We start from the raw sequence: 13,789 nt of genomic DNA on the forward strand, positions 1-13,789 counted from the left end.
GGTCCGGCCGGTCGGCCGGGCCCGCCCCCGTTCGTGTGGCTCGGGACCCGGGTTTGGGCTCCCCGGCCTTCGCCGCTAGAGTGTCGACCACTGTTCGGCGTGGTGCGTAGTTGCCCCGTCCGGCAACACGACCACGACCAAGAGGACACCATGGGCTCTGTCATCAAGAAGCGCCGCAAGCGCATGGCGAAGAAGAAGCACCGCAAGCTCCTTCGCAAGACGCGTCACCAGCGTCGCAACAAGAAGTGATGGACGGCCCCCGCCACGGCGGGGGTCTTCTCGTTCCCGGCACCCTCTGTTCCCGGGCAGGCCCGCCCCCGGGCGGGACCGGTGCGGTGTGCCGTGCCGGTCACCGGCGCGGGTGGGCGCGGGACGCCCGGACAGGCCGTTGCGACGGACGTCACCCGGCCGGCTGGCGTCCGGCTCGGTAGGGTTTCGTCCGTGGCTGACGTCGTCCTGGTGACCGGGGTCTCCCGCTACCTAGGCGGGCGGTTTGCCCGTGCCCTGACCCAGGACCCGGCCGTGTCGCGGGTGATCGGCGTGGACGTCATCCCGCCCCCGCACGACATCGGGCGGGCGGAGTTCGTCCGCGCAGACATCCGAAACCCGATGATCGGCAAGATCATCGCCCAGGCCGAGGTCGACACGGTCGTGCACATGAACGTCATCGCGACCCCGGTGCACGCCGGCGGCCGGGTCTCCCAGAAGGAGATCAACGTCATCGGCACGATGCAGCTGCTGGCCGCCTGCCAGAAGGCGCCCAGCATCCGCCGGCTCGTCGTGAAGTCCTCGGCCGCGGTCTACGGCTCGAGCCCGCGTGACCCCGCCATGTTCACCGAGGACATGGGCCCGAAGTCGCTGCCGCGGGCCGGCTTCGGCAAGGACTCGGTCGAGGTCGAGGGCTACGTGCGCGGGTTCTCCCGCCGGCGCCCCGACGTCGAGATCTCCATGCTGCGGTTCGCCAACATCATCGGGCCGGTGATCCGCACCGCCCTCACCGACTACTTCTCGCTGCCGGTCGTGCCCGTGCCGTTCGGGTACGACGCGCGGCTGCAGTTCGTCCACGAGAGCGACGCCGTGGGAGCCCTGCTGCGCGCGACGACCGGCCCGAGCATCGGCATCACCAACATCGCCGGCGACGGGGTCATCACCGTCACCCAGGCGGCCAGCATGGCCGGGCGCCCGGTCCTGCCCGTCCCGATCCAGGCCGCCGGCCTGCTCGGGGGGCTCGTCAAGCGCTCGGGCCTGGCCGACTTCAGCAGCGACCAGGTCCAGTTCCTCGCCTTCGGGCGGGGGCTGGACACCCGCCGGATGCACGAGGAGATGGGCTTCGCGCCGGCGTACACGACCCGGGAGGCGTTCGCGGACTTCGCGAGCGGCCTCGGACCGGTGGTGCCCGGCAGCGCCGCCGTCGGCTCGGCCGTCTCCGGCGTCGCCGGCACGGCCGCCCACGCGATCGGCTCGGTCTGGGCCGCGGGGAGGAACGACTGATGCCCGGACCCACCCGGAAGTCCGCCGTGAAGAAGGCGACCACGAGCAGGGCAGCCGCCACGAGGACCTCGGCGGCGAAGGCCGCCACGCCGGGGAAGTCCGCCGCCGAGGCCGGCGCCACGAAGAAGGCCGCGACCAAGGCCGGCGGCACGAAGAAGGCCGGCGTTACGAAGAAGGCCGCCACGGCGAAGAAGGCCCCCGCGGCGAAGGCGTCCGCCGCCACCTCGGGCGCGGGCCGGGCGTCGCGGGGGGCCACCCGCCCGGGAGCCCTGGCCGCCGGGGCCGCCCGCGCGTCCGGCGAGCGCGCCAGGCGCCGCAGCACGCCGCTGCTCGGCGCCGGACCTGCCGAGGCCCGGGCCACGTCCGCGTCCACCTCCACCCCGCGCGACGACGACGCGACCACGACCACGGCGACCACGACCACGGCGACCGCGACCGAGGGCGCCCCGACGGCTGCCACCACGCCGGCCAAGCACCGTCCGCGTCCGGTGGCCAAGGCCGTCCCGTCCACCAAGGCGGTCGCCCGTTCCGGCGTCCGGGCCCCACGCGCCACGACCTCGCGACGACGCAGCCGCGGCAGCTCCGCCGCGCGCGCCCAGGACGCGCCGGTCCGCGTGCTGACGGCGGTCCGGGACGAGCCGGACGAGCAGGCGTTCCGCCCCGGCCCCCAGCCGGGGGCGGGTGCGGCCGGCGCCGGCGGGACCGGTCCCGGCGTCGAGGAGCTGCTCACCGCCGGTGTCAGCGCCATCCGGATGGCTGCCGAGGGTGCCGGTCTGTCGCCCGACGACGTCGAGCGCCACCTCGCGGCCATGCTGGCGTTCGTGCGCCGGCGGCTCACGGGCGACTACACCGTCGACGACTTCGGCTTCGACCGCGACTTCACCGAGCACTTCTACCTGCCGGTGCTGCGCCCGTTGTACCGCCGGTGGTTCCGGGTCGAGGTCCGAGGCGTCGAGAACATCCCCTCCGAGGGCGGGGCCCTGGTCGTGGCGAACCACTCCGGCACCATCGCCATGGACTCCCTCATGACCCAGGTGGCCGTCCACGACGAGCACCCGGCGCACCGCCACCTGCGGATGCTGGGGGCGGACCTCGTCTTCCAGACACCTGTCATCGGGAACGTCGCCCGCAAGTCCGGGTCCACCCTGGCGGCCAACCCCGATGCCGAACGCCTGTTGGCATCCGGGGAGCTGTGCGGCGTCTGGCCCGAGGGCTTCAAGGGGGTCGGCAAGCCGTTCAGCGAGCGGTACAAGCTGCAGCGGTTCGGCCGCGGCGGCTTCGTCTCCGCGGCGCTGCGCACCGGGGTGCCGATCATCCCGTGCTCGATCGTGGGCGCCGAGGAGATCTACCCGATCCTGGGCAACGTCAAGACGGTCGCCCGGCTGCTCGGCGCGCCCTACGCCCCGATCACCCCGACGTGGCCGCTGCTCGGTCCGCTGGGGCTCGTGCCGCTGCCGAGCAAGTGGATCATCGAGTTCGGGGCGCCGGTCGCGACGGCGGACCTCGGGCCGAGCGCCGCCGACGACCCCATGCTCGTCTTCGACCTCACGGACCAGGTCCGCGAGACGATCCAGCAGACGCTGTACTCGCTGCTGATGCAGCGCCGCTCGGTCTTCTTCTGACGCAGGGGCGTCGTCCCGGACGACCGGCGGCCGTGCGCGAAGGCGCCGGCCGTCAGGGGAGCGTGGGCGTGAGGCCCGGGAGCGTGACGGGCCCGAGGGTCGAGCTCGGCACGGTGGCACTCACCCCGCCGGTGCCCACTGTGGCCGAGGGCAGCGGGAGCGTGGCCGAGGCCGACGGAAGCGGCAGTGAGGCGCTCACGGTGGGCAGCCCGACGCCGACGCCCCCGGTGCCGGCGGTGACGCCACCGCCACCGGCGCCGGCGGTGACGGCACCGGCGCCCACGCCGGCCGACGGGCCGGAGACCGATCCGCCGGCGCCCCCACCCGACTGCGTCGCCGTGGCCCGCGGGACGCTGGCAACGACCGTGGGGCTGCCGGAGGGCCGGGTCGACGACGTCGCGCCGGGCGCGACGCTCGTGGTCAGCGACGGGAGGGTCGCCGGGCCGATGGTCGAGGCGAGCTCGGAGCAGGGGGAGCCGCAGGCCGCGATGCGCCGGGCCGTCTGTTGCTGCGACTGCAGCAGCAGCGACTCGAGCTCGGCCACGAGCGGGATCGACTGCTGCGGCACCTCGCGACGCAGCACGTCCACCTGGGGCAGTGCGCGTGCGGTGAAGTCGCGCATCGAGATGAGCGCCTGCGGGTTGCCCGTGGTGGCGTATGCCGTGTCGAGCGACTGCTGGCCGCGCCGGAGGGAGGTGATGGCGGCCTTGAGGGCGACGTCCACGTCGTCGTGCGGGGCCTGGTGCTCGGCGAGGTCGCGGGCGTCGGAGATGTGCTCCTGCGCCTGGTCGAGGTACGTCCGGCCGCGGTCGAGGTCGTTGTCGGCCAGGCGGACCTGGACGCCGTCGAGCCAGCTCTTGACCGGGTAGAGCGCCTGCCCCGGCAGCGCGCTGCGGGAGGCGGCGCCGACGATGCCGCTGACGAGCACCGCGGAGGCAGCCACGCCGGCCAGGAGCCGGGGGGTGCCGCGGCCGAGCACGACCACCCCCGGTGTGGTGCGTGCGGCGGCGCGGCGCGCGGCGGCGGCCTTGGCGGCGGCGGGCGAGGGGGCCGGCATACGCTCCGCCTCGGCCATCAGGCGCGTGCGCAGGGCGGCGACGAACTCCGGGTCGGGCCCCGCGAGGTGCGTGCCGGCGCCGGTGACGCGCTGGGTGGTGCGCACGAGCTGCTCGAGCTGGGCGTCGTCGACACGCCCGCCCTCCAGCGCTCGCTGGAAGCGGTCCGCGGAGCGGTTCAGCAGGGGCATGCCGGCACCTCCCTCCCCAGCTCGGTCACGGTTGTCCGCGCTGAGAACGAGCGGCGGGTGCGGAAGTTACGCGCCGATTCGTAGCGATATCCGCCGGGTGCCTGCGACGGCTCACAGCTCCACATCGGCCAGCTCCCGGTGCAGTGCCCGGACGGCCCGCAGCTGCAGCTGCTTGACCGCCCCCTCGGACTTGCCGAGGACCTTCGCCGTCTCGGCCAGAGAGAGTCCCTGGAGGAACCGCAGCACGACGCACTCCGCCTGCTCGGGCTTGAGCCCCTTGACGGCCTGCAGGAGCCGCTCGTCGCGCAGCCGTTCGAGCACCTCGCCCTCGGGCGCCGCCTCCACCCGCGGGTCGGCGTCGAGCATGTCGGCCGTGCTGACCTCCATGCGGAACCGCGCGGACTTGGCGTTGTCGGTGATGAGGTTGCGCGCGATGGTGATGAACCACGCGGCGATGTCGCGGCCCTGCCAGGAGAACGAGTCCATCCGTCGCAGGGCGCGCAGGAACGTCTCGGACGTGAGGTCCTCCGCGAGCTGGCTGGTGCCGACCCGCACGTACACGTAGCGGTACACGGTGTCGACGTACCGCTCGTAGAGCATGCCGAAGGCCTCGGAGTCCCCCCGCTGGGCCAGCTCGACGAGGGCCGACACGCGCTCGAAGTCCTGGGGTGCCTCGCCCGGGCCGAAGCCTGCGCTGGCGGCGTCCCGACCGGCGCCGCGGCCGTCGCCCGACAGGGTGCCGGCGTCGCCGGCGACGCTCAGCAGGACGCGCAGCGTGGAGAGGAAGTCGGCCGTGGCGGCGCCGATGCCGTGGGCGCCCCTGGTGCCGGGGGCCCCGCCGACAGAAACACCGCCGGTGCCGCTGCCCGTGCCGACACAGGCCCCCGCGAAGCACGTCGCAGGTCCGCCGTAACCCGACCCGACCCGGGTCGTTGTCAGGGCGCGCGCAACCGTGGCGCGCACCCGGAGGGGTGCTGCGGGCGCGATGCGACGTGGGCGAGATCCGATGGGAGGCACCTCCTGACCGAGGGACAGTTTCCCCGATTCCGGAGCATTTGTCAGGAGACCCCCGTCACATCGACGCGCCCGCGATGCACCCTCGGCCGGTGCTTCAGCGCCGGCGGCGACGGGCAGCGGCGGCCAGCACGCCGGCCAGCGCGGTGGCGCCCACGGCCTGGGCGCCGACCTTGGCCGCCCGCCTGCCCGTGCGGTAGTCGTGGATGGCCCAGCCGTGGGCCCGGGCGTGGTCGCGCAGCGCCCCGTCGGGGTTGATGGCCACCGGGTGCCCCACGAGCGAGAGCATCGGGATGTCGTTCGCCGAGTCGGAGTAGGCCGCGCAGCGGGACAGGTCGAACCCGCGCTCGGCCGCCAGTGCCTCGACCGCGCGCGCCTTGGCCGCACCGTGCAGGAAGTCGCCGACCATGCGCCCGGTGTAGATCCCGTCGACGGACTCGGCCACCGACCCGAGTGCGCCGGTGAGCCCCAGCCGGTCGGCGATGACGGTGGCCACCTCGACAGGGGTGGCGGTGACCAGCCAGACCTCCTGGCCCGCGTCGAGGTGGGTGCGGGTGAGCGCCTGGGTGCCGGGCCAGATGCGGTCGTGCATGGCCTCGTCGAAGATCTCCTCGCCGATGGCGTGGATCTCGGCCACCGAGTGCCCTGCGATGAACCCCAGCGCCTGCTGCCGGATCTGCTCGACGTGGGCGAGGTTCTCGCCCAGGAGGGCGAAGCGGACCTGCTTCCAGGCCATGGCGCTCACGTCGCGCAGGGTGAAGAAGTCCCGTCGCCACAGGCCGAGGGCGAGCTGCCAGATGCTCGCGCCGCGGATGACGGTGTTGTCCACGTCGAAGAACGCGGCCGCCCCGGGGTCGCGGGGCGTCGCCGGCTCGGTCTGCAGCTCGGTGGCGGCGGCCTCGGTCATGGGCCCGAGCCTAGGGCTCGCCCCCGTGCTCCGCGGCATACGCTGGAGCGGTGTCCGCCACACCCGCGCCGCAGCCGCGCATCACCCTCATCGGCAAGCCGGGGTGCCACCTGTGCGACGACGCCCGCGCCGTCATCGAGCGGGTGGCCGTCGACCTCGGCGTGGGCTGGCACGAGATGTCGGTCCTGGACGACCGCGAGCTGTTCGAGCGGTATGCCGAGCAGATCCCCGTGACCCTCGTCGACGGCCGGCAGCACGACTACTGGAGGGTCGACGAGGCACGGCTGAGGGCTGCACTGGGGGCCTGACCCGGGCGCGGCACGGACGGGCGGAGGGCCTCTCGCCGCCGCCGGCGTGACCTGTCTCACGCACGGGACGGGGGCCTGCTTGTGACTTTGTGCATCCGTTCACAAAAGCGTAACCTGCAATGGCTCCCGTCCGCTCCAGCCAGGTGCGGGCTGCCTGTGTCGAGAAGGAGCCCGAGAGAACGTGTCAGCCGAACCGAGCGCCCGTCGGGGCATCCCCGACGCCACGGTTGCCCGGCTACCCGAGTACCTCCGAGCCCTCACCGGGTTCGCCGAGCGAGGCATCACCTCCGTCTCCTCCGAGGAGCTCGCGGCAGCCGCCGGCGTGCGCAGCGCCAAGCTCCGCAAGGACCTCTCCCACCTGGGGTCGTACGGCGTGCGCGGCGTGGGCTACGAGGTCGACCACCTCGCCTACCAGATCTCGCGCGAGCTGGGCCTGACCCAGGACTGGCCCGTCGCCATTGTCGGGATGGGCAACCTCGGCCACGCCCTCGCCGCCTACAGCGGCTTCGCCACGCGCGGCTTCCGCGTCGTCGCCCTGCTCGACCAGGACGAGAAGCTCCACGGCCAGGAGATCGCGGGCATCACGGTGCAGTCCATGGACGCGCTGCCCAGCCTCGTCGAGGAGCAGGGCCTCGCGATCGGCGTCATCGCCACGCCCGCCGCCTCCGCCCAGGACGTCTGCAACCAGCTTGTCGCCGCCGGCGTCTCCTCCATCCTGAACTTCGCGCCGAGCGTCCTGGTCGTGCCCGAGGGCGTCGACGTGCGCAAGGTCGACCTGTCCACCGAGCTGCAGATCCTCGCGTTCCACGAGCAGCGCAAGGCGCTCGCGGGCGAGGGGCTGCGACCGCTCGCCAAGGCGGTGGTCCGGTGAGCCTCGTGATCCTGGGCCTGTCCCACCACACCGCCCCGCTGCCGCTGCTCGAGGCGATGTCGCTCGACCCCTCCCGCCGTGCCGACCTCGAGAGCCGGCTCACCGCGCGGGAGAACGTCTCCGAGGCCATCGTCGTCTCCACGTGCAACCGCACCGAGGTGTATGCCGAGTCGCTCACCTTCCACGGTGCCGTCAGCGACATCACCGAGGCGCTCACCGAGGCCACCGGCGTCGACAACGCCCAGCTGCGCGAGCACCTGTACGTGCACTACGAGGACCGCGCCATCGCGCACGCGTTCACGGTCGCCTGCGGCCTGGACTCGATGGCCGTCGGCGAGGCCCAGATCCTGGGGCAGATGCGCACCGCGCTGCGTGACGCCCAGCGCACCGGCCACGCGGGACCCTCGCTCAACGCCCTCTTCCAGCAGGCCCTCCGCGTGGGCAAGCGTGCCCACACCGAGACCGGGATCGACGCCGTCAGCGTCTCGCTGGTCGAGGCCGGGATCGCCCGCGCCGAGGCCCACCTCGGCGACCTGGCGGACCTGTCGGTCCTCGTCGTGGGCGCTGGTGGCATGTCCTCGCTGGCCGCCACCACGATGACCCGCCGCGGTGTCGGCTCCCTCACGGTCGTCAACCGGACCCTGTCCAAGGCGCAGCGGCTGGCCGAGCGCACCGGTGGCACGGCACGTCCGCTCGCCGAGCTGGCCGACGCCCTCGCAGCCGCCGACCTCGTCGTGTCGTGCACCGGCTCGACCGGCGTGGTCGTCGACCTCGCCACGGCCGCCGACGCCCAGGTGGCCCGTGCCGGGCGCCCGCAGGCGTACGTCGACCTCGCCCTGCCCCACGACGTCGCGCCCGAGGTCGCCTCGCTGCGCGGGGTCGTCGTCGCCGGCCTGTCCGCCCTGGGTGACGACCTGTCCGCTGGGCAGGCGTCCGCGCAGGTGCAGGAGGTGGCCGACCTCGTCATCGGCGAGGTCGCGGCCTACCTCACCTCGCGGGCGGCCGAGTCGGTGGCCCCGACGGTCGCGGCGCTGCGCCGCCACGCCGCCGATGTCGTCGCCGGCGAGCTCGGCCGGCTCGAGCAGCGGCTGCCGCAGCTCGACGAGGCGACCAGGGCCGAGGTGCAGCTCGCGGTGCACCGCATCGTGGAGAAGCTGCTCCACACCCCGACCGTCCGGGTCAAGGAGCTCGCCGTGGGCGGGCAGGGTGACGACTACGCCCAGGCCCTGCGCGAGCTGTTCGACCTGCGCCCCGGCCAGACCGCGACCGCGTCGGTACCGCCCTCGCAGGGAGGTATGCCGTGAGCGGCACTCGCACCCTGCGCCTCGGCACCCGTCGCAGCGCCCTCGCCACCACCCAGTCCGGCTGGGTGGCGGACCGCCTGCGCGCGCTCGGCCACACCGTGGAGCTCGTCGAGGTGGTGACCGAGGGCGACACCTCGACGGCGTCGCTGGCCTCCCTCGGTGGCACGGGCGTCTTCGCCGCGGCGCTGCGCCGGGCGCTGCTCGACGGCGAGGTCGACCTCGCCGTCCACTCCCTCAAGGACCTGCCCACCGCGCCCGAGCCCGGTCTGGTCGTCGCAGCCGTGCCGACGCGGGAGGACCCGCGCGACGTGCTCGTGTCCGCCGACGGTCGCACCCTCGGCGAGCTCGGCGACGGCGCCGTCGTCGGCACCGGGTCGCCGCGCCGGGTCGCCCAGCTGGCGGCCCTCGGGATGGGCCTGTCGTTCAAGGACATCCGCGGCAACGTCGACACCCGCGTGGCGATGGTCCGCGACGGCGCCCTCGACGCGGTCGTCCTGGCCCGGGCCGGCCTGGCCCGCCTCGGCCGGCTCGACGAGGTCGCCGAGGCGATCGACCCGCTGCAGGTGCTCCCCGCCCCGGGCCAGGGGGCACTGGCCGTCGAGTGCCGCGCCGACGACGCCGACACGCTCGCCGTGCTCACGCCGCTCGAGAACGCCGACACCCGCGCCTGCGTCACCGCCGAGCGGGCGCTGCTCGCCGCGCTGGAGGCCGGCTGCTCCGCCCCGGTCGGGTCGCTCGCCGAGGTCGTCGAGGGCGAGGACGGCGTCGAGCTGTCGCTGCGCGCGTTCGTCGGGTCGGTCGACGGCTCGTTCGAGCTGCGCCGTTCCCTCGTGGGGCCGGTCGGTGACGCCGAGTCCCTGGGCCGGCGCCTCGCCGAGGTGCTGCTCGGGGACGGTGCCGCCGAGATCGTCGGCCCCGAGCCCCGACCGCCGGCCGGCGCCGACCCCGGGCGGCGCACCGAACCCCGTCCGCCCGACCCAGCCGGGGCGACCGGACCGCATTCGGTCGCCGCCCTCGACAGCAGCAACCCCCGCAGCCCAGAACGAGACAGCACGGAGCGTGCACTGTGAGCCCCACGCGCTCGACCCAGCCCACCCAGACCCGCCCCGCCCGCGCCGCGAAGGCGCCCGGTCGCGTCGCCTTCGTCGGCGCCGGCCCGGGCGACTCCGGCCTCATGACCGTCCGCTCGGTCGACCTCCTGGCCGCGGCCGACGTGGTCGTCATCGACCAGGTCGCCCGTGAGTCGGTGGTCGCCCGCTACTGCGGCCCGGACGTCGAGGTCGTCGACGCGGGCCACGGCGACCACGGCCAGCCGCTGACCCACGCGATGCGCGCCAAGCTCGTCGTCAAGGCCGCCAAGTCCGCCCCCGGCGGCCTCGTGGTCCGCCTCATGGACGGCGACCCGGCCCTGTTCAACGGCCTGGCCGAGGAGGCCCTCGCCTGCCACAAGGCGGGCATCGGGTTCGACATCGTCCCGGGCGTGAGCGCGGTCTCGGCCGTCCCGGCATACGCGGGCATCCCGCTGACCTCGAGCAGCTCGCCCGCGGTCCACGTGATCTCCGCCAACGACCGCAACGTCGACTGGGCGGCCTCGGCCGCCGACTCGGTGACGGTCGTCCTGCTCGGGCCGCCCGACGACCTCGGCGCGGCCCTCGCGAAGCTGCTCGACGCCGGGCGCTCCGCCGACAGCCCGGTCGCGCTGACCGAGCGCGGCACCACCATCCGGCAGTCGACCCGCGTCACCACCCTCGGCGAGGTCGCCAAGGTGATGAAGTCGGTCGAGTTCCCCGCGCTCGCCGTGGTCGGCTCGACCGTGGCCATGCGCTCGGAGCTGTCCTGGTTCGAGACCAAGCCGCTGTTCGGCTGGAACGTCCTCGTGCCGCGCACCAAGGAGCAGTCCGGTCGCACGATCGCCAGGCTCGAGTCCTACGGCGCGACCGCCGAGGTCGTCCCGACCATCTCGGTCGAGCCGCCGCGGACGCCGCAGCAGATGGAGCGTGCCGTCAAGGGCCTGGTCACCGGCCGGTACGAGTGGATCGGCTTCACCTCCGTCAACGCGGTCAAGGCCGTCCGTGAGCGGTTCGAGGAGTTCGGGCTCGACGCCCGCGCCTTCGCCGGCCTCAAGATCGCGGCCGTCGGCGGCGTGACCGCCGAGGCGCTCCACGAGTGGGGCATCGTGCCCGACCTCGTGCCGTCCGGCGAGAACTCGGCCCAGGGCCTGCTGGCCGACTGGCCGCCGTTCGACGAGGTGCTCGACCCGATCAACCGGGTCTTCCTGCCCCGCGCCGACATCGCCACCGACACCCTCGTGGCCGGCCTGCAGGAGATGGGCTGGGAGGTCGACGACGTCACGGCCTACCGCACCGTGCGCGCCGCCCCGCCGCCCGCGCCGGTCCGCGAGGCGATCAAGGGCGGCCAGTTCGACGCGGCCGTCTTCACCTCGTCCTCGACGGTGCGCAACCTCGTCGGCATCGCCGGCAAGCCGCACCCGTCGACGGTGATCGCCTGCATCGGCCCGGCCACCGCGAAGACCGCCGAGGAGCACGGCCTGCGGGTCGACGTCCTCGCGCCCGAGGCGTCCTCCGACGCCCTCGTCGACGCCCTGGCCGACTACGGCCTGGGCCTCGCGGCCGCGGCGCTCGAGGCCGGCGAGGAGGTCGTGCGCCCCTCGCGCAAGAAGGCCTCCGCGCGCCGGCGGGCCCGCTGACGTGGAGCACCTGAGCAGCGCGCCGCGGCCGGAGCCGGCAGGTCCGGTCCTCCGGCCGCGGCGGCTGCGCCAGTTCCCTGCCCTGCGGCGGCTCGTCGCAGAGACGCGCCTGCACCCGGCCGAGCTGGTGCTGCCGGTGTTCGTCCGTGAGGGCATCAGCGAGCCGCAGCCGATCTCCGCGATGCCGGGCGTCGTCCAGCACACCCTCGACTCCCTCGTCGCGGTGGCGCAGGAGGCGGTGGAGGCCGGCATCGGCGGCCTCATGCTCTTCGGGGTGCCCGAGCACAAGGACGCCGTCGGCTCCGGCGCCGACGACCCGGACGGCATCCTCAACGTCGCCCTGCGGCGGGTGGTCGAGGCCGTCGGCGACGGCACCGTCGTCATGGCCGACCTGTGCCTCGACGAGTTCACCGACCACGGCCACTGCGGCGTGCTCACCGAGCGTCGCCCCGGCCACCTCGTCGTGGACAACGACGCCACGCTCGAGCGGTATGCCGCGATGGGCCTGGCGCAGGCGCGCGCCGGGGCCCACGTGCTGGGGCTCTCGGGGATGATGGACGGCCAGGTCGCCCACGTCCGCGCGGCCCTGGACGCCGAGGGCTTCACCGACACGGTGATCCTCGCGTATGCCGCGAAGTACACCTCCGGGCTCTACGGCCCGTTCCGCGAGGCGGTGCAGTCCTCGCTGCAGGGCGACCGCGCGGCCTACCAGCAGGACCCGGCCAACGCCACGGAGTCGCTGCGCGAGCTGGAGCTCGACATCGCCGAGGGCGCCGACATGGTCATGGTCAAGCCGGCCATGCAGAACCTCGACATCGTGGCCGCGGCGGCGGCGATGTCGCCGGTTCCCGTTGCGGCGTACCAGATCTCGGGCGAGTACTCGATGATCGAGGCGGCTGCCGCCAACGGCTGGATCGAGCGCGAGCGCGCCGTCATGGAGTCGCTGCTCAACATCCGGCGAGCCGGGGCGCAGGTCATCCTGACCTACTACGCCCTCGAGGCGGCCGCGGTGCTGCGCCGGTCCGTCACGGGCTGACGCCGCCGCCGGGCGCCGGGTCGAGGGGGCTGCCGAGCACCCACGGGCCGATCTCCCGGGCGATGTGCCGCGCCTCGACGTGCATCGCCTGCACGACCTCGGGCGGGTGCGGCCTGGACAGCAGGCGCACCCCCGCCGCGGGGCGCTCGACCAGCCGCGCGGTGCCGTACTCCGGGGAGGCGAGGACCCGCGCCACCCAGCCCGGGCCGAACGCCCCGACGGCGCCGGAGAGGATGGCGTCGCGGGTCTGCTCGAGGCCACCGACCGGAGGGCCGGCGCGCCGGTAGTCGCCAGCGCCGTTGGTGAGCCAGGCGAGGGTCCAGAAGCGCGTCACCGACGGCCCGGTCTCGGGGGCGAGGTCGGCGAGGGGCAGCCGCAGGGCGTCCTCGAGGCTGATGACGCCCGGGCGCTCGGGCAGCAGGTTCCACGGGTAGGCCAGGACGACCTCGTCCTCGAGCAGCTCGGTCACGAGCAGCTCGCGGTCCGGCCAGGGAGGGCTCGCGACGAGCAGGTCGAGCTCGTCGCAGAGGTCGTCGTGCCACGTGCGGAGCTCGACGTCCCGGACCACGACGCGCACGCCGGGGAAGCGGCTGGCCAGGCCCGTGAGCAACGGTGTCGTCAGCTCGGCCGCGCCGCCGGGCATGAGGCCGACGGTGACCGTTCCGGTGTGGCGCAGGTTCGCGGCCGTCCGGCGCGCGCTCTCGACGGCGTCGACGAGGTGCTGGGCCGGGCCGAGGAGGGCGGCCCCGGCGGGCGTGAGCTCGACGCCGCCGGGTCGGCGGACCAGCAGGGTCACGCCCAGGGTGCGCTCGAGGTCGCGGACCTGGGCGGACAGGGCCGGCTGGCTGACGTACGTGCGGGCCGCCGCGCGGCGGAAGCCCCCGTGCTCGGCCACGGCGAGGAAGGCCTGCACCTGCCGCAGCTCCACGCGACCACCCCTCCTGCCCGAACGTCTGGGGGTGCAGCCCATGGTGCGCGCGTGCACGCAGCCCCGGCAAGCGAAATGCCACAGGTCGCGGGTGCGAGGTCTCATGCGCGAGCGGGAGGAGGGTGCCGGGCGGGCCGTTTCCCCCGTGCCCCTGACGGCCCGCCCGGAGTCCCTCGCGGAACAGGGTCGCAGTGGTGGCGGCGCGGCGGGAGGGGTCGGGGGCAGGTTGGTGATCGTGTTTCGTGATCGGCTGGCGGTCACCCGGACGCAGGCACACGCGAAACGGCGGTTGCCCGACGTCCCTCGGGACAGGATCCCGAGGGTTGTCGAGCAACCGCCGTCTCGCGGTCTGGGG

The 13,789-nt window shown here is 74.4% G+C and carries 13 protein-coding genes; 9 read left to right on the forward strand and 4 right to left on the reverse strand.

What is annotated here, in order from left to right; translation table 11 throughout:
- Positions 1-150: 150 nt before the first annotated feature.
- The 3 genes from ACFUC1_RS01755 to ACFUC1_RS01765 all read left to right on the forward strand — a co-directional run bounded on the left by ACFUC1_RS01755 (position 151) and on the right by ACFUC1_RS01765 (position 3,113).
- Complete coding sequence (locus ACFUC1_RS01755; RefSeq protein WP_003792170.1) at positions 151-249, forward strand: 30S ribosomal protein bS22; 99 nt, start codon at positions 151-153, stop codon at positions 247-249.
- 192 nt (positions 250-441) lie between these two features.
- Positions 442-1,491, forward strand: coding sequence for an NAD-dependent epimerase/dehydratase family protein (locus ACFUC1_RS01760; protein WP_379116183.1), 1,050 nt, complete (start codon positions 442-444; stop codon positions 1,489-1,491).
- Positions 1,491-3,113 (forward strand): lysophospholipid acyltransferase family protein, encoded by a 1,623-nt coding sequence (locus tag ACFUC1_RS01765; RefSeq protein ID WP_379116184.1) that lies wholly within the window; start codon positions 1,491-1,493, stop codon positions 3,111-3,113. Before ACFUC1_RS01760 ends, ACFUC1_RS01765 begins: the two co-directional genes overlap by 1 nt.
- Before the next feature lie 52 nt (positions 3,114-3,165).
- Here the strand turns inward: ACFUC1_RS01765 and ACFUC1_RS01770 are convergent, their stop codons facing one another.
- The 3 genes from ACFUC1_RS01770 to ACFUC1_RS01780 form a co-directional block, all read right to left on the reverse strand.
- Positions 3,166-4,359, reverse strand: a complete 1,194-nt coding sequence (locus ACFUC1_RS01770) for a DUF5667 domain-containing protein (protein ID WP_379116185.1) — start codon at positions 4,357-4,359, stop codon at positions 3,166-3,168.
- Between the two features lie 111 nt (positions 4,360-4,470).
- The gene (locus ACFUC1_RS01775; RefSeq protein ID WP_379116186.1) at positions 4,471-5,322 is read right to left on the reverse strand and encodes a sigma-70 family RNA polymerase sigma factor; all 852 of its coding nucleotides are present in this window, start codon (positions 5,320-5,322) and stop codon (positions 4,471-4,473) included.
- A gap of 148 nt (positions 5,323-5,470) precedes the next feature.
- The gene (locus tag ACFUC1_RS01780) at positions 5,471-6,280 is read right to left on the reverse strand and encodes an HAD family hydrolase (protein WP_379116187.1); all 810 of its coding nucleotides are present in this window, start codon (positions 6,278-6,280) and stop codon (positions 5,471-5,473) included.
- A 50-nt stretch (positions 6,281-6,330) separates the two neighbouring features.
- Here ACFUC1_RS01780 and ACFUC1_RS01785 point away from each other — a divergent pair, with 50 nt between their 5' ends.
- From ACFUC1_RS01785 to hemB, 6 genes are all read left to right on the forward strand, one after another.
- Complete coding sequence (locus ACFUC1_RS01785) at positions 6,331-6,588, forward strand: glutaredoxin family protein (RefSeq protein WP_379116188.1); 258 nt, start codon at positions 6,331-6,333, stop codon at positions 6,586-6,588.
- 181 nt (positions 6,589-6,769) lie between these two features.
- Positions 6,770-7,459: a redox-sensing transcriptional repressor Rex gene (locus ACFUC1_RS01790; RefSeq protein WP_379116189.1), complete on the forward strand. Its 690-nt coding sequence runs from the start codon at positions 6,770-6,772 to the stop codon at positions 7,457-7,459.
- Positions 7,456-8,763 (forward strand): glutamyl-tRNA reductase, encoded by a 1,308-nt coding sequence (locus tag ACFUC1_RS01795; protein ID WP_379116190.1) that lies wholly within the window; start codon positions 7,456-7,458, stop codon positions 8,761-8,763. The genes ACFUC1_RS01790 and ACFUC1_RS01795 overlap by 4 nt, the downstream gene beginning before the upstream one ends.
- Positions 8,760-9,833, forward strand: coding sequence for a hydroxymethylbilane synthase (gene hemC / locus ACFUC1_RS01800; protein ID WP_379116191.1), 1,074 nt, complete (start codon positions 8,760-8,762; stop codon positions 9,831-9,833). The genes ACFUC1_RS01795 and hemC overlap by 4 nt, the downstream gene beginning before the upstream one ends.
- Positions 9,830-11,470, forward strand: coding sequence for a uroporphyrinogen-III synthase (locus tag ACFUC1_RS01805; RefSeq protein WP_379116192.1), 1,641 nt, complete (start codon positions 9,830-9,832; stop codon positions 11,468-11,470). The genes hemC and ACFUC1_RS01805 overlap by 4 nt, the downstream gene beginning before the upstream one ends.
- Before the next feature lies 1 nt (position 11,471).
- A complete protein-coding gene (gene hemB, locus ACFUC1_RS01810; RefSeq protein WP_379116193.1) occupies positions 11,472-12,506 on the forward strand; it encodes a porphobilinogen synthase in 1,035 nt (344 codons plus the stop codon).
- Here the strand turns inward: hemB and ACFUC1_RS01815 are convergent.
- On the reverse strand, positions 12,496-13,434 hold the full coding sequence (locus ACFUC1_RS01815; RefSeq protein ID WP_379116194.1) for a LysR family transcriptional regulator: 939 nt from the start codon (positions 13,432-13,434) through the stop codon (positions 12,496-12,498). The two genes, hemB and ACFUC1_RS01815, sit on opposite strands and share 11 nt — an antisense overlap.
- Between the last annotated feature and the right edge of the window lie 355 nt (positions 13,435-13,789).

This window comes from Pedococcus sp. NPDC057267, from assembly GCF_042668795.1.
Taxonomy (GTDB): domain Bacteria; phylum Actinomycetota; class Actinomycetes; order Actinomycetales; family Dermatophilaceae; genus Pedococcus.

What these genes read in the sequence shown, in the direction of transcription:
- ACFUC1_RS01755 (WP_003792170.1), top strand. Translation starts at nt 151, where the DNA reads ATGGGCTCTGTCATCAAGAAGCGCCGCAAGCGCATGGCGAAGAAGAAG.
- ACFUC1_RS01765 (WP_379116184.1), top strand. Translation starts at nt 1,491, where the DNA reads ATGCCCGGACCCACCCGGAAGTCCGCCGTGAAGAAGGCGACCACGAGC.
- ACFUC1_RS01770 (WP_379116185.1), bottom strand. Translation starts at nt 4,359, where the DNA reads ATGCCCCTGCTGAACCGCTCCGCGGACCGCTTCCAGCGAGCGCTGGAG.
- ACFUC1_RS01780 (WP_379116187.1), bottom strand. Translation starts at nt 6,280, where the DNA reads ATGACCGAGGCCGCCGCCACCGAGCTGCAGACCGAGCCGGCGACGCCC.